Source organism: Deinococcus humi (assembly GCF_014201875.1).
GTDB classification, from domain to species: domain Bacteria; phylum Deinococcota; class Deinococci; order Deinococcales; family Deinococcaceae; genus Deinococcus; species Deinococcus humi.
Genome location: NZ_JACHFL010000008.1, coordinates 76949 through 100627, shown reverse-complemented (window position 1 = coordinate 100627; position 23679 = coordinate 76949). Strand labels below are relative to the sequence as shown.

Here is a 23679-nt window from a genome sequence, read left to right as displayed (position 1 = left end):
TTTCCACCCTCTGTGTTCGCTGCGCGCGTTACCCTGGTGCCCATGCGTCTGACTGCCCTGGTGATCGGCGATGTTCAGGGGGTCGGCTACCGCCTGTACGTCCAGAGATATGCCCGAGATTTGAACTTACAAGGTTATGCCGAGAACCTGATTGACGGCCGCGTGGAAGTCGTCGCCGAGGGTCATGAGGTCGATCTGGAACGGCTGTTGCACTGGCTCAGGCGCGGCCCGCCCCACGCCCGTGTTCGCGACGTGCAGACCCAGATGAGTGAGGAGACTGGCCTGCGGGACTTCCACATTTACTAGTGACGGTCACTGCTCAGAGCTGACCTTATCTAGAGCTGCGGGTTGCGACAGCCGCGCCCCAACCTGCCAAGGTCAGGTGCGTCTGAGAGGGCTCATTCCAGTGTCGCCGGTTCTGGTGGCTCTGCAGATCAGGCGCGACAGTTCGCCTGAACGCTGGGCCACGCTCACGTTCTGAGAACTCAGGTGATTGCCGGGACGTGGGAAGAAATCTGGCAGCGTCTCCTGGTCCCGATGCTTGAGGCCGCTCCGATCAGGGGGAGGCCAAAGTGCCTGACACCCTCCTGAATGGGCGCCCCTTCATCGTCCTGTGCCCCTGCTGGGTAGACAAGACAGTATCGATCACCGTTTCCGATCCAGGTTAGAACGGATGTGTCGGTTGGTAGCTCGCGACCCGGCCCAGCACCAGTGCTTCGAGCCGCTCGGCCACGTTGACCAGATGGTCGCCCAACCGTTCCAGGTTGCGCGCGATCTGCCCGGCGGTCAGCGCCACCTCGGTGTCCTCGGGGCGCTCCAGCAACCGCGTCAGGCTGGCACGCTGCATCTGCTCGTACAGGGCGTCGACCTGTTCGTAATCCAGCCGCATCACCTCGCGGGCCGCCGCCACGTCGCGCTCGGCAAAGGCGTAGACCAGTCGCTCCAGCATCTCCGAGAGCAGCCGCACCAGCGGGAGCACGTCCTGCAGGGTGGCGCTACGGGCACGCGGGGCGAAGTGTTCAAGATCGCGTGCCAGCTTCAGAGCGTAGTCCCCCACCCGCTCCAGATTGGTCAGGCTGCGGAAAACCACCAGATGAAAGGCCAGCTCGTCCTCGCTCAGCGGCGCGGCAAAGGCGGCCAGGCAGGCGTCCTCGATCTCGCGCTCCAGTTCGTTGGTTTCCTGCTCCAGTAACCCGGCGCGGGCGGTCAGTCCGGCGAACTCGGCGCGGACATCGGCCTGGCGGACTGCCTCCAGTTGCTCCAGCGCAATGCTCAGCATCCGCAAAAAGCGGGCTGTGATCTGCGCCACGCTGGCGGAACCGCCGGATTGAACCGGGTTGCGTTGAACCGGTGTGCTCACCCATCCAGTATCGCGTTCCCCTGTGATGTCGGGGTCAGGAGAGCGCGGCACGATCTTCACGCTGCGGCCACGTGGCGCTCAGCCAAAGCGCCCAGTTACATATGCTTCGGTGCGCTCGTCGCGGGGGGACTGGAAGACCTGCTCGGTGGGGCCGTGTTCCACCAGATCGCCCACCAAGAAGAACGAGGTGGTGTCGCTGACCCGCGCGGCCTGGTGCATGTTGTGGGTCACGATGACGATGGTGGTGACCTTCTTCAGCTCGGTCATCAGTTCCTCAATCTTGGCCGTGCTGGAGGGATCAAGCGCGCTCGTCGGCTCGTCCATCAACAGGATCTCGGGGTCAACGGCCAGCGCGCGGGCAATACACAGCCGCTGCTGCTGCCCACCCGACAGGCCGGTGGCCGGGGTGTTCAGGCGCTCCCTGACCTCCTCCCACAGCGCCGCGCCCTTCAGGCTGCGTTCGGCGACGGCCATCAACTGATCCTTGTTCCTCATGCCAGCCAGTTTCAGACCAGACACCACATTGTCGAAGACGCTCATGGTGGGAAAGGGGTTGGGTTTCTGGAACACCATGCCCACGCGGCGGCGCATGGCGACGGGATCAATCCCTGCCGCATAGATGTCCTGCCCGTCCAGCAGAATCTGTCCGCTAACCCGCGCGCCTGGCGTCAGGTCATGCATGCGGTTGATGGCCCGCAGAAAGGTGGTCTTGCCGCAGCCGCTGGGACCGATCAGGGCATTGACGGTGCCTGGTTGCACGTCCAGATTCACGTTTTGCACGGCCTGCTTGTCGCCGTAGAAAATGTTGACGTTTTTCGCGCTGAGGATGGGGTTCATGGTGGCTCCTTCGGAGCGGTCTGATGGTCCGCAGCTCAAACCGTCAGACCGCCTGAAAAGTAAGGGTTGTGGGAGAGACTGCTGCGCGTTTGAACGGTCAGACCTTACGGCTGAATCTGCGCGCCAGCAGACTCGTGGCAAAGATCAGCACGATCAGCAGCAGTGCCCCGGCCTTGGCCATTCGCTGATTCTCGTCGTAGGCGCTGGTAGCTCCCCGGTAGATTTCCAGCGGCAGGGCGCTCATGGGTTTGCTGGGATCCAGATTGACGTTGGGGTTGCCGAAGGCCGTGAACAGCAACGGGGCCGCCTCTCCCGCCACCCGCGCTAGCGCCAGCATGACCCCGGTGATGATGCCCCCGGCAGCGGCAGGCAGCACGATCCGTAGGGTGACCAGCCACTGTGGCAGGCCCAGACTCAGGCCCGCTTCGCGCACTGATTGAGGAACGAGCTTGAGCACTTCCTCGGTGGTCCGCACAACAATCGGAATCATCAGGAAGCCCAGCGCCAGCGCCCCGGCGAAGCCCGAGAAGCCGAAGTTCAGAACGATCAATCCGTACGCCACCAGACCCATCACGATGGCCGGGATGCCCGCCAACACGTCGCTGACAAGTCGGATGGTGGGCATCAGGGGATGCCGGGGGTACTCGGCGAGAAAGATGCCACCTGCGATGCCGATCAACACGCCAAACACCGAGGCCATCCCCAGCATGTACAGGCTGCCCACGATGGCGTTGAGCAGACCACCGCCCGCCTCGCCCTCGGGTGCAGGCACCTTGGTGAAGAAGTTCAGGTTGACCGCGCTCAGTCCCTCGCGGATCAGGTACACGAAGATCAGGATCAACGGGGCAACCACCAGCAGTGTTGCCAGCAGAATCAGACCACCCATCACGGCGTTCTGGGCCTTTCGCGCGGGGCTGAGGCCAGGCGTGGGCCGGGGCTTGGCGGATGTGGCCGTACTCATCATCGGGTCCCCTTGGGCGTCAGCCGCTGGATCAGCACGCGGGCCAGCAGGTTGACCCCCACGCTCACGAAAAACAGGATAAAGCCTAGGGTGACCACGCTGGAGCGGTGCAGGGTTTCCTGCGCGTCGCCGAACTGGTTGGCGATCACCGAGGCCATGGTGCTGGCGTTGCCCCACAGGCTTTTAATAATGTCCTGACTGTCACCGATCACCATCGCCACCGCCAGTGTCTCGCCCAGTGCCCGGCCCAGGGCCAGAATCACGCCGCCCATGATGCCGGCGCGGGCATAGGGCAGGATGGCCCGCGAGATGACTTCCCACTTGGTCGCGCCCAGCGCGTACATCGCCTCGCGCTGATCGGCGGGGACCAAGCGGATCACATCCCTCGCCACGCTGGCCGTGTACGGCAGGATCATGACGGTCAGGATGATGATCGCCAGCGCCAGTCCGCGTCCCGCCCCGGACGACGGCACAAAAAAGCACTGGAGCGTGGTCTGGTCATTGGCCCAGATGCCCGCGCATTTGGTGTACAGCGCCAGCCGTTCCGGGTATTCGGGGTTGAAGAAGGTGATCTGCCACCGCGCCAGCACCGGCGCGATCACGAACAGTGCCCACAGGCCGTAGACCACGCTGGGAATGGCGGCCAGCAGCTCGATCAGATAGCCCACCGGATTGGCCAGCCAGCGGGGGGCGTACTCGGCCACGAACAGTGCGCTGGCAATCGCCAGGGGAACGCTGATGACCAGCGCCACGAAACTGGTCACCAGTGTGCCGATGATCATCGCCGCAGCCCCGAAGGTGCCGTTGACCGGATTCCAGGTGCGTGTGGTAAAGAACTCTGTCCCAAAGCGTTGCAGCGCGGGCCAGCTGTCCTTGCCCAGCAGATACAGGCTGACCACGAACACCAGCACGATCACGCTGGCCAGGATCAGGATCAGGGACTGAAAGACGCGGTCGCTACCGCTGGACATGCCGGAGCGGGTGGGCAGACGACGGGCGGGTTCACTCATGGTTTCTCTCCCTGGCGGGCATACGTCTGACAGTTGATTGCAAGGGTGTCAGGGTGGTGTCAGGCATCCTGCACAGACATGGGGCTGTGGTGTGCGTCGCCGGTGGGGCGCCGGATGCACGTTCCATCCCCCAAGAGCCAAAGGAAAACGGCCCCGGAGTCTCTCCAGGGCCGTCCAGGACTGGACACCGTGCTTACAGCTTCTTGCCGCCGTAGGTCATGCTGTTGATGATGCTCTTGGCCTTGTTGGCCGCGTTGCTGGGCAGCTTAGAGTAGTCCAGCGGCTCGTTGTACTGCTGGCCGGAGGTGGTCATCCACGACAGCAGTTTCTTGAGTTCCTGGGCCTGCGCTTCCGTGCGGTTGCCGTACTTCTGGTCCTGGTAGAAGATGACGTATGTGAAGCTGGCAATCGGGTAGGCGTCGGCGTTGGGGCTGTTGGTGATGCTCACGCGGGTGTCGGCAGGAATCACGACGCCCTCGGCGGCCTTGCTGGCCGGGCCGTTGTCGGCCAGCACGAACTTGCCCGCACGGTTCTGGACGCTGCCGTAGGGGAGCTTGTTCTGCTTGGCGTACACCAGCTCCACGTAGCCTAGCGCGCCGGGCGTGCTCTTCACGACGCCGGCCACACCGTCGTTGCCTTTGGCCCCGGTGCCCACAGGCCAGTCCAGGCTGTTGCCGGTGCCGACCTTGGACTTCCACTCGCTGCTGACCTTGCTTAGGTAGTCGGAGAACACGAAGGTGGTGCCCGAGCCGTCGCTGCGGCGCGCGACCGTGATCGGCAGCGGGGGAATGGTCACGCCGGGGTTCAGGGCGGCGATGGCCTTGTCGTTCCAGGTCTTGATCTTGCCCAGGTAGATGTCGGCCAGCACCTTGCCCGTGAACTTCAGAGGCGCGGTCACGCCGGGCAGGTTGTAGGCGGGCACCACGGCGCCGATGGCGGTGGGGATGTGCAGCAGCTTGGCGGGCGCGGTCTTGAGCATCTCGTCGCTCATGGGGTTGTCGCTGCCGGCGAAATCCACGGTACGCTCAAGGATCTGCTTCTGGCCGCTGCCGCTGCCGACGCTCTGGTAGTTCACGCTGGTGCCGGTGGCGTTCTTGTACTCGGCGAACATCTTGCTGTACAGCGGGAAGGGAAAGCTGGCGCCTGCACCGGTCAGGCTCTGCGCGGACGCGGACGTTGCAACAAGGGCCAGGCCCAGGAGGAAGGTCTTCTTCATGCCTGGAAGTCTGGGGGCTGAATGTCAGGCCAGGGTCACTGGCACGTCAGCGGAATGTCAGGCCTGCTGCCACACGCTAAAAACCGCGCCACTCCCTCTGATATGGAAGGGGGCGGCGCATTGAAACAGGGGCTCAGAGCGGGCTGACCTTCTTTCTCGGCGGCCTGCGCCTGACAAACCGGAGGGCAAACAGGGCGGCAATCACCCCGACGTAGATCAGCGGCGGCACGTGGTCTTTCTTGACGCCCCAGTAGTAATGCAGCGCCCCCAATGCGACGGCCAGATACACCAGCTGATGCAGCCGCGTCCACGTCTGAAAGCCCAGCTTCCTGACCGCGTTCTTGCCGCTCGTCAGGGCCAGGGGCAGCAGAAGCAGCAGCGATGTGAATCCCACCGTCACGAACGGACGTTTAAGCACGTCCTCAAACATCACGCTCAGGCTGAAGCCGTGATCGAACAGGTAGATCAGGAAGTGCAGCACGGCGTACCCGAAGGCCAGCAGCCCCAGTGCCTTGCGGATACGCGCGGGCCACGTCCAGCCAGTCAGCAGCCGCAGCGGCGTGCAGGCCAGGGACGCGACCAGCAGCGTCAGGGTCAGCAGCCCGGTCTGAAGGGTGGCCCGTTGAATGGGATTCGCGCCCAGCGCCTCGGTGAACGCGTCCCAGATCAACACCGCCACCGGGAGTAGGCCGCCGACGGTGATGGCGGGTACCAGCCAGCCTGTCGAGGCCGCCTTGCGGCGCGGTCTGTATGAACGGTTGGCTGGTGTTGTCTTCGCCACGGGCGTTCCCGGACGCGCGTCTCCGGTGCTCATGCTTAGAAGTTCTTCCTGAGATCCATGCCCTTGTACAGCCCCGCCACCTCGTCGGCGTAACCGTTGAACGGCAGGGTCTTGCGGCGGCCCAGTTCACCAATGCGACGCTCAGTGGCCTGACTCCAGCGCGGATGTGGCACGGCAGGATTGACGTTGGCGTAGAAGCCGTACTCGCTGGGCGCGGCGCTCATCCAGGTCGTCTGCGGCTGTTTTTCAGTCAGGGTGATCTTCACGATGCTCTTGATGCTCTTGAAGCCGTACTTCCACGGCACCACCAGCCGCAGCGGCGCGCCGTTCTGGCCGGGCAGCACCTTGCCGTGCAGGCCGACGGCCATAATGGTCAGCGGATGCAGCGCCTCGTCCAGCCTCAGCCCTTCCACGTAAGGCCAGTCCAGCACATTGCTGCGCTGCCCCGGCAACTGCTTGGGATCCAGCAGCGCCGTGAACTGCACGTATTTGGCTTTGCTCGTCGGCTCCAGCCGGCGAATTAACCCGGCCAGCGGGAAGCCCAGCCACGGCATCACCATGCTCCAGCCTTCCACACAGCGCATCCGGTAGATCCGGTCTTCCAGCGGGAACCACGACTGTAAGGTGTCGATGTCCACCGTCTGGGGCTTTTTCACCTCGCCGTCAATCTTGACCGTCCAGGGGCGCGGCTTGAGGCTGCCCGCGTTGCGCGCCGGATCGGCCTTATCGGTGCCCAGTTCGTAGAAGTTGTTGTAGGTCGTGGCCTGCTGATATGGCGTCACCGCTTCCTTCGTGTCATAGGGCCCCAGCAGGCGGGCGGGGCGGACAAAATCGGTGCCCTGGGCCTCGGCGCTGCCCGCACCGGGACGGCGCGTCAGAATTTCCAGGCCGCCGCCCAGCGCGGCCACCGTACCTGTAAATAACGCGGCGCTGCGCAGAAACTCACGCCGGGGGTTGATTTCGCTGCCGGGAATCAGGATGCGGGGATCCTGTGGATCGGTGTCGTTGCTTTCGGGTTTGTCGCTCATGCCTGAGCCTCCTGTAAGGGCGAAATGAATGGGTCCTGCCTCTTAGCTATACGCAGTCTGCGCGTGATCGGTTCATTGAACCGTCACGGGCTTTGCGAAATGAGGAGAGCCACCCATCCGACCTTAAGGACTCGTGAGGGTTGGGCCAATCACGGGACCGCGTCGCTGACATGTCAGGCCGGGGTGGGCAGGGACAAAGGCGGCAGCAGAAAGCGGGGGAGGTGCCCCCGCCTCTATTCGCCCAATTGTTCTGGCTGGGTCACCAGTTCCCTGGATCACTCTCCAGTTCTTCCGAGAGCAGCCACAGCTGACGGCCATGCTTGGCAGCGTCGCGCTGAGCGTCAAGCATCACCCGTTCCAGCTCCGCGCTCAGCTGGGGATGCCGCTGGCAGAAATACTCAAAGTCGCGCAGCAGCAGCCCCAATTTGGCCTGGCGCGCTTCCGGATCGGTCAGCACGTCGTACAGCGCGTCCCAGTTGTGCCCGAAATTGTCGGTCAGGGCCAGGCCGCGCAGCATGGCCATCATCAGCGACTCCTTGTCATGCACGTCCGAAAAGCCCACCTCGCGCAGGGCCACCTGATAACCGGCAGCCAGCATACGCGGCTCGTGAGGGGCTTTCTGAATGCCCTCAGGGGGCTGGTCAAACACTTGCGTCACGGACGGATCCTCCTGAAGCTGGCGTAATGGTCGGCGGTGTAGTAGCACTCGGCGGTGCTGGTGACGGGCTGGCCTCCGCACACGATCCGCCGAGCACCACGGTCCCCCTCGCCGGGGGTGGGCACGGTGTACTCACGGTAATAGCCGCCCGGCTGCCGGGGCAGGATGCGCTCGCGGTTGCCGAAGGTCACGCCGTCCTTGCTGTAGCGGAATTTCCCGCCCTGGGCAATGGTTTGCAGCAGCTGGGCGCCCTCGCGGGGCAGTTCGCCGACGTTGATCCAGCGCAGGCCGCTCTGTGGATCACGGTTGGAGGCGGGCGGGCTCGACTGAGGCTGTGTTTGGGTGGTCTGGGCGGTGGTCTGCGGCTGCGCCGTCTCCTGCCCCGCAGCGGGCAGATCGCACCCGGCGAGGAAAACCGCCAGCAGGGGTGTCAGCAGGAGGGCGCGCACGTTCACGTCCCGCACTCTAGAGTCCGCGTTCTTCCAGCCAGATGAGGAGGTCCGGCAGAACACCTCGCAAACCCTTGTAAATCTGCTGCTCCTGCGTCATGGTCCGGAGTGCCGCCGCCAGGGCGCGGGCCTGCTCCGGCGTCCCAACGGCCACTTCCAGTGGATACACGTAAGGCCGAATGGTAAACAGCGCCCCATGCGCCGCCGGAAAGCCGGTCAGCGTCTGGCGCTCCACCCGCACAAAGGCGGTGTTGGGACTGAAACCGGCTGCCTCCTTCGCGTCCAGCACGGCGGGATGGTGGTCCAGCCGGTCATCCCCGGTGACGCCCCAGGCGAAACGCACGAACGGCCCGCGCCCGATCACCGCGTCTACCAGCCGTGGCGCGGTGGTGTTCATGGGGCCGGATCCGGCAACGGGGGAATGGACCGCCACGAAATCCCGCCCCAGTTTGTCGCGGGGGTCCCAGCGCTCCGGCGACAGCACGTGCGTGGCCGCCAGCCAGTCGCGCCCGCCCTGATGATCCTGGGCGATGATCGCCAGGTCTTCCTGAGCGTTCAGGGCCAGAAAATCGAACGCGCCTGTTGGTTCGAGATCCGAGCGCAGTCCGGCCAGTGGCGCATCGAAACGGCGAAGATCTGCCAGTCCACCCCAGCACGGTTCCAGTCGCGCCTCCCAGCCCAGCAATGCGTTGCGGAAGAGCTGCCCGTCCCAGGTCATCGCCCCGCCACTGTCGGCGGCCAGCCCGCCGGCGGTGAACTCGAGGGCAGCCTGCCGAAGTTTGGGCGACAGATTCGCCTCACCTGCGTACTCGTGCAAAGCTCGGCGGTGCGCCGCCCACTTGCTGACCATGAAGCGTTCGTAATCGTCATCGAGCGCGAAGGTGTGCGTCTCCGCCGCGCCGTCCTCGCGCCAGGGGAGAGGTTGACCCTTCGGCGAGGTTCCCAGCCGGAAGAGCCCCGCCGAGACCGTGTACACGCCGTTCAGAAAGGGGCGGTAGACGATGGGCGCGGACATGGGGGCATTGTCGCAGAAACCTGGGGAGTCCCTTCTCACCTTCCAATTTCGGAAACGCGTCCGCGTTAGCCTGACGCCATGTTCGAACGTCCACGCCGGCTGCGCCGCACCCCTGCCCTGCGCGCCCTGACCCGCGAGGTCAGTCTCAGCCCCGCCCACTTCATCTACCCGATCTTCGTCCACGAACGGCCAGAAGAGTCTCCCATTGCCTCCATGCCGGGCGTCAGCCGTCACAGCATTGAAGGTGCGGTGGGGCAGGCACGCGAGGCGCTGCGGCTGGGGGTGCCCAGCGTCATCCTGTTTGGGATTCCGGACCACAAGGACGCCCACGGGAGTGAAGCCTACGCCGAGGAGGGCATCATTCAGCAGGCCACGCGGGCCATCAAGGCGGCGGTGCCGGGACTGACCGTCATCGCCGACACCTGTCTGTGCGAGTACACCGATCACGGCCACTGCGGCCCGCTGTGCGAGGTTCCCGGCCAGAGCGGTGCAGAGGCTTGGACGGTGGACAATGACCGCAGTCTGGAGCTGCTGTCTCTCACTGCGGTGTCTCAGGCCCGCGCCGGGGCCGATGTCGTGGCCCCCAGCGCCATGATGGACGGTCAAGTGGGGGCCATCCGCGACGCTCTGGACGCTGCGGGCTTCAGCGACATTCCAGTCATGAGCTACGCGGTCAAGTACGCCAGTGCGTACTACGGTCCCTTCCGCGACGCGGCGGGGTCCACGCCCAGCGTGGGCAACCGCGCCACCTACCAGATGGACCCGGCGGGAGGTCACCGCGAGGCGCTGCGCGAGGCCAGGCTGGACGCCGAACAGGGCGCGGACACCCTGATGGTCAAGCCCGCACTGGCGTATCTGGACGTGCTCCGGCTGCTGCGCGACCACTTTGATCTGCCGCTGGTGGCCTACAACGTCAGTGGTGAATACTCGCTGGTCAAGGCCGCCGCGCAACTGGGCTTCATGGACGAGCGGCGCACGGTGCTGGAAAACCTGACGGCCATGCGCCGGGCCGGGGCGGACGCGATCATCACCTACCACGCGCTGGACGCCGCCCGCTGGCTGCGTGAGGACGTGATGCAGGAGGACGCCCTGCGTCCCGTCAGACCGGGGCAAGACGCCGCGCCGGAGAATGGGGCGTGAGCGATTCTTCCCATACCGGCAACGCACTCCCCGATGACCCGATTCGTGTGGACTGGATTCCCACCGGCCTGTGGCCCGGACGGCTGGGCCTGACCTTCGCTCCGGGCAAGAAGGGGCGCAGCGTCATGCAGGCAGGGGTCACGCATGACCGTGACGTGTACGGGGACATGCAGACCCTGGCGGCGAGCGGCACGAACGTTCTCGCCCCGCTGATCGAGGATTTCGAGTTCGACATGCTGGGTATGGACGGCTACCACGCCGCCGCCGAGCTGAACAATCTGGAGGTCAAGGCCTTCGCCATTCCCGATCAGCACGCCCCCGCCAGGCGCGCGGATTTCGCCGCCTTCGTCGATGAACTGATGACCGATCTGCTCGACGGGCGCGGTGTGGTGGTGCACTGCCGGGGTGGGCTGGGCCGGGCCGGGCTGGCCGCCGCCTGCCTGCTGGTGCAGGGCGGCATGGGGGCGGACGAGGCGGTCACACTGGTTCGTAAGACCCGCAGCCCGCACGCCATCGAAACGTCGGATCAGTTGCAGTTTGTCCACGACTTTGCCGACGCCCTGCCCGTCTGAGCGGGCTGGCCCGCTGGAGGTTTTCCCATGATCACTGTTGCCAACCGCATGTATGTCAGCCCCGAATACCGCGAGCAATTCGAGGACCGCTTTCGCCAGCGCGCCGGACTGGTGGACGGTATGCCCGGCTTCATCGCAAACCACGTTCTGCGCCCCACCAAAGACGGAGAGCCCTACGTGGTCCTCACGTTCTGGGACAGCCGCGAGGCTTTTGAGGCCTGGACCTCCAGTGACGCCTTCCGTCAGGGCCACGCCCGCAGCGGTGCCCTGCCCAAGGAGGCGTTTAACGGTCAGGGAGGGCTGGAGGTGCATGAAGTGCTGGAGTTCGGCGCAGGGTAAGCAGTCCCCGTCCCGTCGCTCATGGCCCCGTCAGGCCCGCCTCCTACACTGAGGGCATGATGAAACCGATCCCGGTGCTGCTGGGCGTGACCCTTGCGGGCGTTCTGGCCTCCTGTGCCCCCACCATGACTGGCCCGCAGATGGGCCGCATCGTCAACAGCGTGACCGGACAGGAGGGGACGGTCAGTTTCGTGCGGGGCACCCTGCAACCGCGTCTGGGCAATCCCTTTGCGGCGGACAATGCCACCATCCGGATCGGCGGTCAGACCTACAGCGGACGCACCGCCATCCTGAGTGGGAGTGCGGCGAGCCTTCTGCCCGCAGGACTGGGTCTGAGTCTGTCTGTGGGTGGTAGCGCAGCTATCGGTGAAAACGGCGCAGTTGCCTTGGGCACGCGTCTAGACACGCCCCGGCCCGGCACCGCCACGGTCCGTAGCGGTAACTTGATCGCTCGCACCGCAAGTGCCCCCACGCTGACCTTGACGTGTACCCTAACTGTAGATGAAGCTGAGCATGGGATCGGCGAGTGTACCGGCAACGATGGCGTGAAGTACGCCCTGCAATTCTGAGCCCGCGGCTGCCGCAGGCGCAGAGCTGTTCGGCAGAGTCTGCTCTCTGGAAGAGTTCGACTTGCACTTGTTTGTAGGCGGCGGCCCAAGCGTTGGGACTTAAGGTCTGTGAATTGGCCAAGGGGTCACTGCTAGAGAGAAACGGGTCGTATTGGGTTGGGTTGGCGGCGACGCTGACGAAAGCGAGCGTCCCAGACCACCCGCCGATTGGACGCCCACGGCGAAAGGCGCGGAGAGCTGTAGCCTCCGCGCCTTTCTGAGTTCGGGTTACGACTGCTGGTACATCACCGCGCGCTTGACTTCCTCAATCAGCTGGGTGATCGGGATGTCGCGTGGGCACGCCTCGGTGCAGTTGTAGGCGGTGCGGCAGCGCCACACGCCCGTGTTCTGGTTCATGATGTTCAGGCGCTGCTGGGTGGCCTGGTCGCGGCTGTCGAAGATGAAGCGGTGCGCCTGCACGATGCTGGCCGGTCCCAGGTACGAGCCGTTGACCCAGAAAATCGGGCAGGATGTGGTGCAGCACGCGCACAGGATGCAGTTGCTGGACTGTGCCATGCGCTCGGCTTCTTCCTCGGACTGGATGCGCTCGGCAGCGGGGGCGGGCGACTCGTTGATGAAGTAAGGCATGATCGCCTTGTAGGAGTCGAAGAACGGCTCCATGTCCACCAGCAGATCTTTTTCCACCTTCAGGCCGCGAATCGGCTCGACGGTGATGGTGCCGCCGTCCTTCACCACGTCCCGGACGAGGGTCTTGCAGGCCAGACGGTTGCGCCCGTTGATCAGCATGGCGTCACTGCCGCAGATGCCGTGCATGCATGAGCGCCGGAAAGTCAGGCTCTGGTCGTGATACCACTTGACCTCGTTGATGACGTCCAGCACCCGGTCCCCGGCCTGGGCGTCCATGGTGTAGGTTTCCCAGTGCGCTTTGCGGTCCTTCTCGGGATCGAAGCGCAGAATCTTGACCTTGATGTGCATCATGGCCAACCCCTGCTGGGCAGCGGCGGGAATACCGGTGAGTTCGTGTTGCGTTTGGGTCATTTGAAGTTCCTTTGGAGAGATGAAGCGGGCTGACCCTGCCTCCATCTCCTCAGTCACGGGTCAGTAAACGCGGGCTTTGGGCTCGAAGGCGCGGGTGAATCCCTTCAGGGCCACATCTTTGTAGCCAATCAGGACATTGCCGGGCCGGTCCAGGTCCTTGTAAGCCATGGTGTGCTTGAGCCAGTTAATGTCGTCGCGGGTGTGGTAATCGGCGCGGTCATGCGCCCCGCGTGACTCGGTGCGGTTCAGGGCGCTAGCGGTCATGGCCTCGGCGCAGTCGAGCATGAAGCCCAGCTCCATCACCTCAATCAATTCGCTGTTGTAGCGCAGGCTGGGATCGCCCACGTTCACGTTCTGGTAGCGCGACTTCAGCTCCTTGAGGATCTCGACCTGCCGCTCCATGTCTGGGCCATTGCGGAAGATGCCGACGTTATTCATCATCGACTCCTGCATCTCCTTGCGGATCAGCGCCGGGTTTTCCTTGCCGCTGCCATTGCGCAGGCCATCGAACATGTCCTTGGTGCCGCTCTGGGGATCGTCGGGGAGATCGGGGAATTCCACCTGGCGGGCGTACTGCGCCGCGTAGATCCCTGCGCGGCGGCCAAACACCACTAGGTCACCTAGGCTGTTGGTACCCAGACGGTTCGCGCCGTGCAACGACACGCAGGCCTGCTCACCCGCCGCGTACAGCCCCTCGATGCTGCCACCGTTACCGTCACTCAGGCACAGGCCGTTCAGGTCGGTGGGAATACCGCCCATCGCGTAGTGCGCTGTGGGCTGCACGGGCACCAGATCCTTGACCGGGTCCATGCCCAAGTAGGTGCGAGCCAGATCGGTGATCTCGGCCAGCTTCCCTTCAATTACCTCGCGCGGCAGGTGGGTCAGGTCGATGTTAACGGCGTCCTTATCACGGCCCACGCCCCGGCCCTCGCGAATCTCGCTGATGATGCTGCGCGAGACGATGTCCCGCGGGGCAAGGTCCTTGATCGTCGGTGCGTAGCGTTCCATGAAGCGTTCGCCGCTGTCGTTGCGCAGGATGCCGCCCTCACCACGGATGCCCTCGGTGACCAGAATGCCCAGCTTGGCGAGGCCGGTGGGATGGAACTGGTAGAACTCCATGTCCTCCAGCGGCAGGCCCTTGCGGTAGTAGATGCTCATCAGGTCGCCGGTCAGCGTCAGCGCGTTGCTGGTGATCTTGAAGATACGCCCGTAGCCGCCCGCCGCCAGAATCACAGCCTTGGCATGGAAGGTGTGAATCTCGCCCGTCGACAGCTCATAGGCCACCACACCGCGGCAGCGTCCATCCTCGATCAATAGGTCCGTAACGTGGAATTCGTTGAAGAACTTGGTCCCTTCCTTGACGTTCTGCTGGTACAGCGTCTGAAGGATCATGTGGCCGGTACGGTCCTTGGCGTAGCAGCTGCGTTCCACGGCGGCCTTGCCGAACTCGCGGGTGTGACCGCCGAACTTGCGCTGGGCGATCCGTCCCTCCGGGGTGCGCGAGAAGGGCAACCCCATGTGCTCCAACTCGTACACGGCATCGATGATGTCCTTGGCAAACACCTCGGCGGCGTCCTGGTCCGTCAGGTAGTCGCCGCCCTTGACGGTGTCGAACATGTGCCATTCCCAGTGGTCCTCGGCGACATTGCCCAGCGCTGCGCCGATGCCGCCCTGTGCCGCCCCGGTGTGCGAGCGGGTGGGATACAGCTTGGAGATGCACGCCACCGAGACATTGCCCTTGGCGGCGTACAGTGCGGCCATCAGTCCTGCGCCGCCTGCGCCGATGACCAGTACGTCATAACGATGTTGCATAGTTAGTTACGTCCTTTGAAAGCTCAAAGAGAAGGTGCTCAGATGGAAAAGAGGCCGATGGTGCCGAAAGCGAAGACCAGCGCCACCACGGTGTAGAACACGCCCTTGACCCAGGCCCGGTTGGGACGGGTGCGGATGTAGTCCTCAATGGAATACCGCGCCCCATTGGTGCCGTGCATCAGCGCCAGTGCCAGGATCAGCCAGTCATAGAACTTCCAGGCCGGATTCGCCAGTTTGCCCACCACCGCCGTAAACGTGGCATCGGATTCGGAAACCTGGATAAAGGTCATGTAGATGTGACCCAGCACCAGGAAGACCAGGATCAGTCCGCTGATGCGCATGAAGATCCACCAGTTCAGCTCGGCGTTGCTGTGCGACTGCTGTTTGGCGTCGATAAACGTTCTCGCGCGGATCATTCTAGTAGCCTCCCAGCAGGCGCGGCAGCAGCGTCCAGGCTGCGTACAGTCCACTGATCACGGTGAGCGCCATCACGGCGTACCACATTTGGCGCTGATAGGCCACGCCAGCCCCGGTAAAGTCCATCACGATGATGCGCAGGCCATTGAAGGCGTGGTACACCACCCCCGCCGTGATGAACACCAGTCCGATACGGAAGATCGGCCAGTCGTACGTTTCGTGAATTGCCATGTAGAACCGCTCACCAAAGATGAACGAGCCGATGCTGAAAACGTGAATCAGCAGATAAGCCAGGATCGCGATTCCCGACAGGCGGTGAAGCAAAAATGCCCATTGCCCCTCTCTTCCCTTGTACATTCGTTCCTCCCCAGGTTGCCCGTGGGCCATTTGAACCCAAACCCACAGCCCGGACTTCTGCTCAGTCCATATTTTAAGGCGAACATTTTGCCGTGTGGGTAACCATCATGACCGTTTCTATCCGGTAATTTTCAACCTGCCCAGGATAACACCCACCTCCTCCCTGACGCCCCGGACTAGTCCGCAGGCACCGGACGGAGCTGTCACCCGGTGGGGAGCACACCTGCCCCCAGGTGGTTCCTGCGAACAGCCCAGCCGCGCTACTCTGAACCCCATGACCGATGCCAATCCCTTCAAGACTCCCGAACAGGAGGCCGAATTCACGCGCAAGCTGGTGCTGGGCCTGCTGAGCACCCTGGAAAATAAGGGCCTGCTGACCTCGCCCGAACTGGACTCGATCCTGCGCGCCGCCCGATTGGCCGCTTACCCGGTCACACCGGCACCTGCTGTTGGGCCAGCGGGTCCCGGCACTCGCTGGGTCAAACCTGGTCAGCCTCCTAAAGAGATGGATCGCAGCACACCTATCGCGATTCCTGACGTTCGGGCTGGCGGAAAGGACGCAAAGGAAAACCCTTTGATGATCGATATGGAACTGGACTAAGTAATGTAGACTGAAAGGATAAAAATGGGATCCGCCGCGTTTATTGCGGCGGATTTTAATTGAAGGGCCTTTTAGCGGACGAGAGTTAAGTAAGCTTGTGTTCCGGTGTTTCCATTTATGCTTTCTGTAGTGAGCACACCAATTCCCCCCTCAGTGAGGAGAATTTTTCCTGAGATAGAATCAAATTTTGTTATTGTCATTGCGTTCGTCTGTAAGTTGATTTTTGCGACGCCATAATAAGTGCTCACCCACAGATAGTTATCGTTGCCCTTGTCCATGCCAATCACGCCGTTAATATTATTGAATTCTAGAAAGCCGGTGATGGTGCCATCCAGATTCAGACGCTTCAGAGAACTGCCGTAATAATCGGTAAAGTAGATTACCCCGTCATTCTTGAGAGCTGCGTTTTCAGGCGACGTTGAAATATTGGTGCCCAGGCTGCTCATTTCTCCGGTTGATGTATCGATTTTGAAGTCTGCCGAAGTACTCGACTGATAAACGAGATGCTTGCCATCGTTACTGGCAATATACGAACCAAAGTAGGTCAGGTCGTTGGTGGTGACGTAGGATTTGAGAGTGCTGGTCACTGGATTCCAGGACATTAATGAATAACCGGACATGGCGCCTGATGCACTCTCTTGTGTGAACCAGAGACGGCCCTGGTCATCTACTGCAGCATTGCTGTTGTAATATCCGGCCAGCCCAGAGGGCCTGCTCGTAATGGTCTGAATGCCGGTATCGTTGATCACATACGCTTTTGTATCGTAAATGTGGTAGGCGAGAATCGATCCGTCAGAAAGAGAGTACGCCTTATTGATTTCGCCATTCACGGTTGCCGTGGAAGTCACTTTCCCGTCGACAAGATGTTTGAAAGTTGAGGTGGTGGTATAGGTGCTGGAGTTGTAGTTTGAAGTCAGAGTCCAGACCCCACTGTTGCCTGCCACGAGAATACTGGAAAGGTTGTTTCCCAGAGCTGTCCGGGCGGGCCGCACCAGAAGGGTGAAGGTGTTGCCGTAGCTGGACTGCTGGGGATCGAGGTCCGGGGACGTGACGGTCACCTGCGTTTCTCCCAGCGTGGCGCTCGCTGCGGCTGTGACAGGGAGCCGGACGGTCGTGGTGGTGTTGGGCGTCACAACGACTGTCGTCGGATCACTTGTGATTCCATTGGGCAATCCCGTGAGTTGTACCGTTGCGGAACCAGAAAATCCATTCCGACTCTGGACCGTGACCCCGATGGTCGCCTTTTCGCCTTGAGCGACCGCGAGCGAGGAGTTCTCCAGACTGACGCTTACGCTGGATTTGGGAACCACCAGATTAATGGTGGTTGTTGCGCTCTTGCCGCCGCCCTGCGCGGTAATGGTCAGGGGGTAGGTGCCGCTCTTGACGGTTGCCCCGCTGGTCAGCGTGAGTTCGGTAGAACCGAAATATTGGAGATTGACCTTACTGGCGGGAGCGCTCACCCCGGCAGGCAGACCGCTGAGGCTGACCGTGACCTCGCCACTGAAGTTCCCTACGGCGGTCAATGAAACTGGGAAGCTTCTGGTGCTGCTGGGGGCCAGTTCCAATTCTGGTCCATACACTGCTACGCTGATTCCAGGACGTGAAACGTTGATCAAGCCATTGCCCTGACCAACCTGCTTGCCGCCCGAATCTTTGACGAGTAGCGAGAAGAATCGGTTGTAGACGTTTTCATTGCCGCTGTACTTGAAGGTCAGCTTGGCACTGAGTCTCTGAGAACGCAGACTGAGAGCTGAGAAATGGGGGGGGCGGCTCCCAGCAGCTTGGGCCGACACCTTTGGTAGAGGATTGAGGGTCAATGTGGCAGGTTCTACCGTCAGGCCAGGCAGATCGGTACTGAGGCTGATCTCGCCTGAGTAATTGCCCACCTGAATCATCTCAGCGTTGACTGTGACGTTCTCACTGTTCACAAAATTCAGGTTGGTATCACCGAGAGCGACAACCACTCTTGGCTCGGCAGAGGTGAAGGCCAATTTGATCCGGTCATCCGACGAGGCGTTGCGGGTGTTGAATGCCTTTGCTTCCTGCGACACCACTAACGTGTTCCAACCACGCCTGATGTTGACATCCACAGTTTCCGTGTAGGGATTCCCGGCACTGTCGTAAAAGGTACAGGTACCCTTGTATGTGAATCGACGATCCGAATACAGGCGGTTTAAGGTGGCCTGCGGAAGCGCGGAATCCGGCCCAGCCACAATTTTTTCGTCAATGTATCCCAGCAGATCGCCCTGTGGACCGAAAACAGTCATGTTCGTACTACCGTAGATCTGCGCGTCGGGATCACTGTTGTTGCCGATGCAGCCAGATCGGGGGCCGTAATAATCGGGGAGCAATTCCCGTGGCCCAGGTACCAAGGCAGAGAGATCGAAAGAAACGACGTTGTTCACCAGCGTGGTTTTGCCGAAAAGGTCATCACTGAAGCTACCCAGATATGCGTTGCTCAGTTGCAGATCAGTGCCAACAACTTGGCCAGCAATACTGGTGTTGTTCCAGGCCGTGCCAACTATGGAGGACGCCTTATATTCCAGGGTCACGCTCTTGTTGCCGTCCAGCGTGACTGTCTGCACGTCGGGCGTCGTGTACCCGTTGACCGCGCCGCCCTGAACGCTGAGCACGCTTCCGGCGGCCAGATCACTAAAGGTCTTGTTGCCCGTCAGCATCCCACTGAAGACGGTGGCCTTGCTCGTGGTGTTAGTGACCGTCACTGGGGCGGTGGCAGCGCCAGTAATCTGGACTGTCATTACGAACTTGGAAGTGGGTGGAGGATTGGATGTGCCACCCTCGCCGCCACAGGCAGAGAGAAGGGCGCTGAGGCTGAGAACAGCCGGGAGAATCAGAAGTTTCTTCATAAAACTTCAGGATTCTAATATCTATCCGATAGAGTGAACTATAGATTTGCCTGTTCCGTCGCGCCCCCCGCATTCATTAAGATGCTGGACTAGATAGCGGGGTATTGAATAGGATGGGCCTACCCCTTGATCCTGTCCGTCTGACCCCTTAGCATAGGCCCCCAGCGTGGGCGGTTAGCTCAGCGGTAGAGCGTTCGCCTTACAAGCGAGTGGTCGTAGGTTCAAATCCTATACCGCCCACCAATAAAAAGCCCGCCTAGCGCGGGTTTTTTCATTTCAACCAAAAGGGTCCAAGGTGCTCCGTGCGTAACGCGTGCGTAACCGCTCAATCCGCCCCCACCAGTTGACTCAGATTCAAGGCCCATTTTTCCCGCTCCGAGGTGAACACAGTCCGGTACTGGGTCAGGGTGAACGCCGGGGAGGCATGGCCCAGTTGCTTGCTCACCACCTCCACCGGGACACCGCCACGCAGGGCCAGCGAGGCATAGGTGTGGCGCAGCCCATGGATCGGCAGTTCGCGCACGCCAGCTGCCCCACAGATCCGCCCCATATCCCGCTTCAGGTTCCCCGGCAGCAGCGTCCCGCCGTAGCTGTTCACGAACACCCGCCCGCTGTCCGCCCACTGCCGTTTGCGCTCATACCCCTTGGCATGGCCGCGCACGCTGCCCACTAGGGCGGCCCGCTGCTCCGCCTGGCTGGCCAGCACCCTGCGCAGCAGCGTCACGGTATCGGGGGAGAGGTACACCGTCCGCCGGCTGCCCGTCGTCTTGGGCGTGGTCACGATCTCGCGGACGTGGGCCTGGGCCGCGTCCAGATCCACGTCCTGCCAGCGCAGGCCCACCACCTCACCGCGGCGCATTCCTGTGCTGAGGGCAAATAGGAACGGGGCGCCCCAGCGGTCTGCAGCAGCGGCAGCAGCGAACCGGGCGGCCTCCTCAGCCGTGAAGCTGGCCAGTGCCGTCTTCTCCTTGCCTCTGGCTGGTGTGGGTTTGACCACCTCGGCCACGTTGCGGGTCACGAGTTCCAGGCGCAGTGCCTCGCCTAATGCCGAGATCAGCATCTGATGCACCTGGCGCTGAGAGGACGCCCCCAGCCCAGCCTTGTTCAGGGAGTCGAACAACCGGCGCATGTGGGCAGGGGAGAGCTTCTGCAGCCGTTCCTTGCCGATCACGGGCAAGATATGGCGCTCCAGGTGATCGGACTGAATCTGGTGGGTGCGGACGGCGCGGCTGGCCTGCTTGCCTTCCAGCCAGCGCGTCAGGTACTCGCCCAGCGTCTCGGCGCTCGGGTCCACCACGCCGCCCCGTGTGGCGTCGGCGATCAGACGGGCGGCGGCCTGACGGGCCAGCGTCTTGCTGGGGGCGGTCCCGCCGTGGCGTCGGCCTTCCACCATCACTTCCCAGCGCCAGTTGCCGCTGGGCAGCTGACGGGTTGTCCCTTCCCCGTTCCCGCGTTTGGCTGGGGGTTTGCGGGTCATGGCAGCTTGACACCATCCAGCAGGGTGGAATTCAGAGCGTTGAGCAGGGGAGGGGTCTGTCCTGCGCTGTCGAGTGTCAGTGTGGCCTCACCCGTACAGGTGGCCTGGACCGTTGTGGCGAATTGATTCATGGACTGACTGGAATAAGTCGCTGTGCTCTCGGTACGAGACACCAGGCCAAGAAGCGACCAGCTCCCAACCCCCACGGCACCTGAGGGCTGGGTGCGGATCGCCACGGCGGTCAGGGCGTCAAGGACGGCTGGGCAGCTGGCGGCATACGTGCGGCTGGCGGTGGTGATTGGGTTGGTCTGCACCGCTGGCGCACAGGCGGCCAGCAGCAAGGGAAGAAGGAACATTCTTTTCACGGATCTCCTCAAAAAACCATGACGCCGATGGTGCGGGGGCTGCTCACTGATCGCAGGCGACCCCGTCATTGTCCTGGTCTAGGTTGCTGCTGTAGCCCGGCTGACCCCGTCGCATGTTGCTGTAGCCAGCGGCACGGGCAGCGGCGCAGGAACTGAACCTGGGAGACGATGCATTGGAAGCAGGCGCTGGCGCAGTCGGCTGGAGATCAGATCTGTAAATCAAGGTGAGGTGGCCTGTGGTGCCGGTGGGCTGGTAGTACACCAGGAAGGGCGTCTCGTTCAAGGCGTAAGCACGTGAGAAGGCACCCTTAGACGCGGGATCTGGATCAGCCTTCCAGTCCTGCACAAGCGTGAGACCGGGGAACGAGACTTCTTCCACCAGCGGCCAGTTTGCCTTGAACGCCGCCGCATATTATGGGACTGTGGCGCAGGCCGTTTGAAAGGCGGCTGTATTCAGGGCCGGGTTTTTGCATGGCGCAGTCTTGCCCTCCAGCATCAACAACGCCACTTTTGCGGATGCGCCAAATTGTCCACTGGCCGGGACGGCCGCCGCAGCAGGGAGTGCCATTACGGCAAGCGCGAGCAACTTTTTCATCGTCCTCTCCTTAAAAGACCATGACGCCCACGGTGCGGGCGCGGTTGGGAATGCTGAGCAGCGCCGCCTCTGGGAAACTGGCGCGCGGATCTGGGACACGGTCATAGCGGTAGATCGGACGCATGTTGATGCTGGCCGCGTGCGCCACATAGCTCCCGCTGGTGGCGAACGCCCCACGGCTGGCTTCAAGGTCATGGGTCACATAACGCACCAGGGCAGCGGGAAAACTTGCGCCGCTGCCCTGCTGAATCCTCAAGATCGCCTCGGGACGATCCCCCCAATCCCGTATGGCTTGCCGCACCAGCGAAGCAGGCATCAGCAGCGCCGCGCCCATGTGACTGGCCACCGCCTCTAGATGTTCGTTCGCATCATCCCCGTCAACTTCGTTCAGCACCGCATCTTCCAGACCCGCCCGCTGAATCAGGACGTGGGCAATCTCATGGTGCATGGTGAACTTCTGGCGCGGCGCGTAGCGGTCCTGCCGCAAGGTGATGATGCTGGGCGGCCCGTTGACGGCGCGGTTCTCGCGGCCCGGAATGACGCGGATGCCCAGGGCCGCACACAAGCGTTCAGGACAGGTTTCATAGCCATGCTGTGCGTGAATCTTTGCAGCGTAGGCCAGCGCAGCGTGGGAAGCATCCCGCATCAGTTCTCGCCCGGCACGATTCCGGCACGGGAGAGGTCACGATAGAGATCCAGCCAGGATTCAGCGTCTTCCGGTTGCCCCTCGCGCCAGCGAAACTTGGCCATGTATTGCTGCCAGGTAGGGTCCAGCAGATCGCTGAAGCGCTTGCCGTAGATGTCGATCGCGGCTTGCAGGCCTTCGGGGAGCGGGCGCAAAACTACCGTCATCTGATCATCGGATGCAGGGCTCAGACCAAGATTGAGGCCCGTTGCCGCTTCTAATTCGGCAACTGTCCAGTTTAGCCCTCTAGCCAGTGCTGACAATCGCGCAGCGGTCAGATCCTCAGGGCCATACTTCCCGCGCTCCAGTTCGCTCACGGTAGTCTGGGTCAACACCTCAGACTCGAATGCAACATCCGCCTGACTCTTGCCCAGTTCGACGCGCCGCATCTTCAACGCCAAGCTTGCTTGCGTCGGCTCGTATTGAGGGGAAGTGGAGCGGTTTCTGGCCATAAAAGGGTAGGCGACGGCAACGAATGTCATAACGCCATAGCACTACGCAAATAGTAGGCTAGTGGTTCCCCACTATCAAAACGCTACAGCTCTATTCCTATTGACGTATGAATGTCATAGACTTATATTAGGGCTATGCGAATGGACAGGCTACGTGAACACCGAGAAGCTCAAGGGCTCTCTCGCGAAGCCCTGGCTCGCGCTGCTGGCGTTTCTGCCAAGACGATCGAGGCCCATGAGTACGGCAGAACCACCGATGTCAACGTGTCCATCGCGTTCCGAATCGCGGCGGCTCTTGAGCTTCGTTTGGATGACCTTTTTTCGGCACAGCTTAAGGCTGTAACGTTAAAAGCAGTGGCCTGAGGCAAACGAAAAGAGCGCGTGTATCAGACGCGCCCGCCTACCCGGAGGTTTTAGACATGACCATCTTAGCACCCACCCGCACCCTCCGCCCTACCTGGGCTGTCCTCGCCGCTGATGCTCGCGCGCGTGGCGTGACCGGCCTTCGCTGCGACTCCTGCGGCCACGTTCACGGCCTGGGCATGATCGGACGCGGCTGCAACGCCAGCCACCCCACCATCGACGGCGCCACCTGCGAAGGCTGGGATCTGACGGAGATCAAAGGCGGACGGGCATGACCGCCCCCATCGTCGTCATGACCGGCGAGGAACTGGCCGCGCTGGTGCGGCTGGCCGTGTCTGAAGCGCTGGCGGAGTTCACGCCCGCACCTGCCGCTGCCACCCTCAGTCCCACCACGTACTACAGCGTGCCTGAGTTCGCTGCGCTGCTGAACGTTTGCCCCGACACCATCTACAAAGACGTGCGCGACGGCCGCATCACCCACACCCGCGTGGGCCGCCAGATCCGCATCCCTGAAAACGCGCTGGCCACGTACCAGCAGGGCGGTGCGGCGTGAGGCGCGCCACGTTCCTGATGATCGTGCTGGCCATCGTCTGTCTCGCGCTGGGCGGTGTCTTGGAATCGCCCCTCCTGATCGGTGCGGGTGCTGGGCTGAGCCTCAAGGCTTGGAAGATGGCCGACATCGACGAGCTGCTGGTGATGTTCGGATGACCGCCTT

At 62.4% G+C, this 23679-nt stretch carries 30 protein-coding genes and 1 tRNA gene; 11 read left to right on the top strand and 20 right to left on the bottom strand.

Annotated elements, in window-relative coordinates; translation table 11 throughout:
* Positions 1 to 42: 42 nt before the first annotated feature.
* Entirely contained in the window at positions 43 to 306 is a 264-nt protein-coding gene (locus HNQ08_RS15345; RefSeq protein WP_184133882.1) for an acylphosphatase, read from the top strand.
* 358 nt (positions 307 to 664) lie between these two features.
* Here HNQ08_RS15345 and HNQ08_RS15340 read toward each other — a convergent pair whose 3' ends face one another.
* From HNQ08_RS15340 to HNQ08_RS15295, 10 genes are all read right to left on the bottom strand, one after another.
* Positions 665 to 1279, bottom strand: coding sequence for a phosphate signaling complex PhoU family protein (locus tag HNQ08_RS15340; RefSeq protein WP_184134131.1), 615 nt, complete (start codon positions 1277 to 1279; stop codon positions 665 to 667).
* A gap of 159 nt (positions 1280 to 1438) precedes the next feature.
* Complete coding sequence (gene pstB, locus HNQ08_RS15335) at positions 1439 to 2197, bottom strand: phosphate ABC transporter ATP-binding protein PstB (RefSeq protein WP_184133880.1); 759 nt, start codon at positions 2195 to 2197, stop codon at positions 1439 to 1441.
* Positions 2198 to 2294: 97 nt separating this feature from the next.
* Complete coding sequence (gene pstA, locus HNQ08_RS15330; RefSeq protein ID WP_425321353.1) at positions 2295 to 3158, bottom strand: phosphate ABC transporter permease PstA; 864 nt, start codon at positions 3156 to 3158, stop codon at positions 2295 to 2297.
* Positions 3158 to 4168: a phosphate ABC transporter permease subunit PstC gene (pstC, locus tag HNQ08_RS15325; RefSeq protein WP_184133873.1), complete on the bottom strand. Its 1011-nt coding sequence runs from the start codon at positions 4166 to 4168 to the stop codon at positions 3158 to 3160. The genes pstA and pstC overlap by 1 nt, the downstream gene beginning before the upstream one ends.
* A 193-nt stretch (positions 4169 to 4361) precedes the next feature.
* On the bottom strand, positions 4362 to 5384 hold the full coding sequence (pstS, locus tag HNQ08_RS15320; protein ID WP_184133871.1) for a phosphate ABC transporter substrate-binding protein PstS: 1023 nt from the start codon (positions 5382 to 5384) through the stop codon (positions 4362 to 4364).
* Positions 5385 to 5517: 133 nt separating this feature from the next.
* Complete coding sequence (locus HNQ08_RS15315) at positions 5518 to 6198, bottom strand: protein-methionine-sulfoxide reductase heme-binding subunit MsrQ (RefSeq protein WP_184133868.1); 681 nt, start codon at positions 6196 to 6198, stop codon at positions 5518 to 5520.
* A 2-nt stretch (positions 6199 to 6200) separates the two neighbouring features.
* Positions 6201 to 7193, bottom strand: a complete 993-nt coding sequence (gene msrP, locus HNQ08_RS15310) for a protein-methionine-sulfoxide reductase catalytic subunit MsrP (protein ID WP_184133866.1) — start codon at positions 7191 to 7193, stop codon at positions 6201 to 6203.
* 259 nt (positions 7194 to 7452) lie between these two features.
* Entirely contained in the window at positions 7453 to 7851 is a 399-nt protein-coding gene (locus tag HNQ08_RS15305) for a barstar family protein (protein WP_184133863.1), read from the bottom strand.
* Positions 7848 to 8306, bottom strand: coding sequence for a ribonuclease domain-containing protein (locus HNQ08_RS15300; RefSeq protein WP_184133860.1), 459 nt, complete (start codon positions 8304 to 8306; stop codon positions 7848 to 7850). Before HNQ08_RS15300 ends, HNQ08_RS15305 begins: the two co-directional genes overlap by 4 nt.
* A 10-nt stretch (positions 8307 to 8316) precedes the next feature.
* A complete protein-coding gene (locus HNQ08_RS15295) occupies positions 8317 to 9315 on the bottom strand; it encodes a heme-dependent oxidative N-demethylase subunit alpha family protein (RefSeq protein WP_184133858.1) in 999 nt (332 codons plus the stop codon).
* 78 nt (positions 9316 to 9393) lie between these two features.
* Between HNQ08_RS15295 and hemB the strand changes: the two genes are divergently transcribed.
* Genes hemB through HNQ08_RS15275 form a run of 4 tightly spaced genes read left to right on the top strand, consistent with a single transcriptional unit; the run spans position 9394 to position 11935 of the window.
* Positions 9394 to 10455, top strand: a complete 1062-nt coding sequence (gene hemB / locus HNQ08_RS15290) for a porphobilinogen synthase (RefSeq protein ID WP_184133856.1) — start codon at positions 9394 to 9396, stop codon at positions 10453 to 10455.
* Positions 10452 to 11027 (top strand): cyclin-dependent kinase inhibitor 3 family protein, encoded by a 576-nt coding sequence (locus HNQ08_RS15285; RefSeq protein WP_229790074.1) that lies wholly within the window; start codon positions 10452 to 10454, stop codon positions 11025 to 11027. Before hemB ends, HNQ08_RS15285 begins: the two co-directional genes overlap by 4 nt.
* Positions 11028 to 11054: 27 nt before the next feature.
* Positions 11055 to 11366: an antibiotic biosynthesis monooxygenase family protein gene (locus HNQ08_RS15280; RefSeq protein ID WP_184133854.1), complete on the top strand. Its 312-nt coding sequence runs from the start codon at positions 11055 to 11057 to the stop codon at positions 11364 to 11366.
* A 56-nt stretch (positions 11367 to 11422) separates the two neighbouring features.
* Complete coding sequence (locus tag HNQ08_RS15275; RefSeq protein WP_229790075.1) at positions 11423 to 11935, top strand: hypothetical protein; 513 nt, start codon at positions 11423 to 11425, stop codon at positions 11933 to 11935.
* A 267-nt stretch (positions 11936 to 12202) separates the two neighbouring features.
* On the opposite strand, the gene HNQ08_RS15270 is transcribed toward HNQ08_RS15275, so the two are convergent.
* From HNQ08_RS15270 to sdhC, 4 genes are read right to left on the bottom strand one after another with little or no spacing between them, the layout of a single operon-like run.
* Positions 12203 to 12973, bottom strand: a complete 771-nt coding sequence (locus tag HNQ08_RS15270) for a succinate dehydrogenase iron-sulfur subunit (RefSeq protein WP_425321352.1) — start codon at positions 12971 to 12973, stop codon at positions 12203 to 12205.
* Positions 12974 to 13033: 60 nt separating this feature from the next.
* Positions 13034 to 14785 carry a succinate dehydrogenase flavoprotein subunit gene (gene sdhA / locus HNQ08_RS15265; protein WP_184133852.1) on the bottom strand — a complete coding sequence of 584 codons (1752 nt, stop codon included), beginning with the start codon at positions 14783 to 14785 and terminating at the stop codon, positions 13034 to 13036.
* A 38-nt stretch (positions 14786 to 14823) separates the two neighbouring features.
* Positions 14824 to 15201: a succinate dehydrogenase hydrophobic membrane anchor subunit gene (locus HNQ08_RS15260; RefSeq protein WP_039684240.1), complete on the bottom strand. Its 378-nt coding sequence runs from the start codon at positions 15199 to 15201 to the stop codon at positions 14824 to 14826.
* A 1-nt stretch (position 15202) separates the two neighbouring features.
* Positions 15203 to 15559 carry a succinate dehydrogenase, cytochrome b556 subunit gene (sdhC, locus tag HNQ08_RS15255; protein ID WP_184133851.1) on the bottom strand — a complete coding sequence of 119 codons (357 nt, stop codon included), beginning with the start codon at positions 15557 to 15559 and terminating at the stop codon, positions 15203 to 15205.
* A gap of 274 nt (positions 15560 to 15833) precedes the next feature.
* On the opposite strand from sdhC, the gene HNQ08_RS15250 reads away from it, so the two are divergent.
* Entirely contained in the window at positions 15834 to 16160 is a 327-nt protein-coding gene (locus tag HNQ08_RS15250; protein WP_184133849.1) for a hypothetical protein, read from the top strand.
* A 71-nt stretch (positions 16161 to 16231) separates the two neighbouring features.
* Here the strand turns inward: HNQ08_RS15250 and HNQ08_RS15245 are convergent, their stop codons facing one another.
* Entirely contained in the window at positions 16232 to 19027 is a 2796-nt protein-coding gene (locus tag HNQ08_RS15245; RefSeq protein ID WP_184133847.1) for a hypothetical protein, read from the bottom strand.
* Positions 19028 to 19195: 168 nt separating this feature from the next.
* Between HNQ08_RS15245 and HNQ08_RS15240 the strand changes: the two genes are divergently transcribed.
* Positions 19196 to 19270: transfer RNA gene (locus HNQ08_RS15240), tRNA-Val, on the top strand.
* Between the two features lie 82 nt (positions 19271 to 19352).
* Here HNQ08_RS15240 and HNQ08_RS15235 read toward each other — a convergent pair.
* From HNQ08_RS15235 to HNQ08_RS15215, 5 genes are all read right to left on the bottom strand, one after another.
* Positions 19353 to 20504: a tyrosine-type recombinase/integrase gene (locus HNQ08_RS15235; RefSeq protein WP_184133845.1), complete on the bottom strand. Its 1152-nt coding sequence runs from the start codon at positions 20502 to 20504 to the stop codon at positions 19353 to 19355.
* Positions 20501 to 20860, bottom strand: coding sequence for a hypothetical protein (locus tag HNQ08_RS15230; RefSeq protein ID WP_184133843.1), 360 nt, complete (start codon positions 20858 to 20860; stop codon positions 20501 to 20503). Before HNQ08_RS15230 ends, HNQ08_RS15235 begins: the two co-directional genes overlap by 4 nt.
* A gap of 52 nt (positions 20861 to 20912) precedes the next feature.
* Positions 20913 to 21131: an excalibur calcium-binding domain-containing protein gene (locus HNQ08_RS27955; protein ID WP_268240020.1), complete on the bottom strand. Its 219-nt coding sequence runs from the start codon at positions 21129 to 21131 to the stop codon at positions 20913 to 20915.
* Positions 21132 to 21474: 343 nt separating this feature from the next.
* On the bottom strand, positions 21475 to 22110 hold the full coding sequence (locus HNQ08_RS15220) for an ImmA/IrrE family metallo-endopeptidase (protein WP_184133841.1): 636 nt from the start codon (positions 22108 to 22110) through the stop codon (positions 21475 to 21477).
* A complete protein-coding gene (locus HNQ08_RS15215; protein ID WP_184133832.1) occupies positions 22110 to 22631 on the bottom strand; it encodes a helix-turn-helix transcriptional regulator in 522 nt (173 codons plus the stop codon). Before HNQ08_RS15215 ends, HNQ08_RS15220 begins: the two co-directional genes overlap by 1 nt.
* 105 nt (positions 22632 to 22736) lie before the next feature.
* Here HNQ08_RS15215 and HNQ08_RS15210 point away from each other — a divergent pair, with 105 nt between their 5' ends.
* The 4 genes from HNQ08_RS15210 to HNQ08_RS15195 are packed head-to-tail and all read left to right on the top strand — an operon-like array spanning position 22737 to position 23672.
* Positions 22737 to 22964 (top strand): helix-turn-helix transcriptional regulator, encoded by a 228-nt coding sequence (locus tag HNQ08_RS15210; RefSeq protein WP_184133830.1) that lies wholly within the window; start codon positions 22737 to 22739, stop codon positions 22962 to 22964.
* Between the two features lie 56 nt (positions 22965 to 23020).
* Complete coding sequence (locus tag HNQ08_RS15205) at positions 23021 to 23239, top strand: hypothetical protein (RefSeq protein WP_184133828.1); 219 nt, start codon at positions 23021 to 23023, stop codon at positions 23237 to 23239.
* Positions 23236 to 23517: a helix-turn-helix domain-containing protein gene (locus HNQ08_RS15200; RefSeq protein ID WP_221284217.1), complete on the top strand. Its 282-nt coding sequence runs from the start codon at positions 23236 to 23238 to the stop codon at positions 23515 to 23517. Before HNQ08_RS15205 ends, HNQ08_RS15200 begins: the two co-directional genes overlap by 4 nt.
* Entirely contained in the window at positions 23514 to 23672 is a 159-nt protein-coding gene (locus HNQ08_RS15195; RefSeq protein WP_184133826.1) for a hypothetical protein, read from the top strand. Before HNQ08_RS15200 ends, HNQ08_RS15195 begins: the two co-directional genes overlap by 4 nt.
* Positions 23673 to 23679 lie beyond the last annotated feature (7 nt).

Coding starts and splice junctions, on each gene's coding strand:
- HNQ08_RS15215 (WP_184133832.1), bottom strand. CDS start 22,631: ATGACATTCGTTGCCGTCGCCTACCCTTTTATGGCCAGAAACCGCTCC.
- HNQ08_RS15280 (WP_184133854.1), top strand. CDS start 11,055: ATGATCACTGTTGCCAACCGCATGTATGTCAGCCCCGAATACCGCGAG.
- hemB (WP_184133856.1), top strand. CDS start 9,394: ATGTTCGAACGTCCACGCCGGCTGCGCCGCACCCCTGCCCTGCGCGCC.
- HNQ08_RS15340 (WP_184134131.1), bottom strand. CDS start 1,279: ATGCTGAGCATTGCGCTGGAGCAACTGGAGGCAGTCCGCCAGGCCGAT.
- HNQ08_RS15345 (WP_184133882.1), top strand. CDS start 43: ATGCGTCTGACTGCCCTGGTGATCGGCGATGTTCAGGGGGTCGGCTAC.
- HNQ08_RS15250 (WP_184133849.1), top strand. CDS start 15,834: ATGACCGATGCCAATCCCTTCAAGACTCCCGAACAGGAGGCCGAATTC.
- msrP (WP_184133866.1), bottom strand. CDS start 7,193: ATGAGCGACAAACCCGAAAGCAACGACACCGATCCACAGGATCCCCGC.
- HNQ08_RS15315 (WP_184133868.1), bottom strand. CDS start 6,198: ATGAGCACCGGAGACGCGCGTCCGGGAACGCCCGTGGCGAAGACAACA.
- HNQ08_RS15235 (WP_184133845.1), bottom strand. CDS start 20,504: ATGACCCGCAAACCCCCAGCCAAACGCGGGAACGGGGAAGGGACAACC.
- HNQ08_RS15270 (WP_425321352.1), bottom strand. CDS start 12,973: ATGACCCAAACGCAACACGAACTCACCGGTATTCCCGCCGCTGCCCAG.
- HNQ08_RS15205 (WP_184133828.1), top strand. CDS start 23,021: ATGACCATCTTAGCACCCACCCGCACCCTCCGCCCTACCTGGGCTGTC.
- sdhA (WP_184133852.1), bottom strand. CDS start 14,785: ATGCAACATCGTTATGACGTACTGGTCATCGGCGCAGGCGGCGCAGGA.
- HNQ08_RS15260 (WP_039684240.1), bottom strand. CDS start 15,201: ATGATCCGCGCGAGAACGTTTATCGACGCCAAACAGCAGTCGCACAGC.
- HNQ08_RS15200 (WP_221284217.1), top strand. CDS start 23,236: ATGACCGCCCCCATCGTCGTCATGACCGGCGAGGAACTGGCCGCGCTG.
- HNQ08_RS15230 (WP_184133843.1), bottom strand. CDS start 20,860: ATGTTCCTTCTTCCCTTGCTGCTGGCCGCCTGTGCGCCAGCGGTGCAG.
- pstS (WP_184133871.1), bottom strand. CDS start 5,384: ATGAAGAAGACCTTCCTCCTGGGCCTGGCCCTTGTTGCAACGTCCGCG.
- pstB (WP_184133880.1), bottom strand. CDS start 2,197: ATGAACCCCATCCTCAGCGCGAAAAACGTCAACATTTTCTACGGCGAC.
- pstA (WP_425321353.1), bottom strand. CDS start 3,158: ATGAGTACGGCCACATCCGCCAAGCCCCGGCCCACGCCTGGCCTCAGC.
- HNQ08_RS15210 (WP_184133830.1), top strand. CDS start 22,737: ATGCGAATGGACAGGCTACGTGAACACCGAGAAGCTCAAGGGCTCTCT.
- HNQ08_RS15220 (WP_184133841.1), bottom strand. CDS start 22,110: ATGCGGGATGCTTCCCACGCTGCGCTGGCCTACGCTGCAAAGATTCAC.
- pstC (WP_184133873.1), bottom strand. CDS start 4,168: ATGAGTGAACCCGCCCGTCGTCTGCCCACCCGCTCCGGCATGTCCAGC.
- HNQ08_RS15245 (WP_184133847.1), bottom strand. CDS start 19,027: ATGAAGAAACTTCTGATTCTCCCGGCTGTTCTCAGCCTCAGCGCCCTT.
- sdhC (WP_184133851.1), bottom strand. CDS start 15,559: ATGTACAAGGGAAGAGAGGGGCAATGGGCATTTTTGCTTCACCGCCTG.
- HNQ08_RS15275 (WP_229790075.1), top strand. CDS start 11,423: ATGATGAAACCGATCCCGGTGCTGCTGGGCGTGACCCTTGCGGGCGTT.
- HNQ08_RS15295 (WP_184133858.1), bottom strand. CDS start 9,315: ATGTCCGCGCCCATCGTCTACCGCCCCTTTCTGAACGGCGTGTACACG.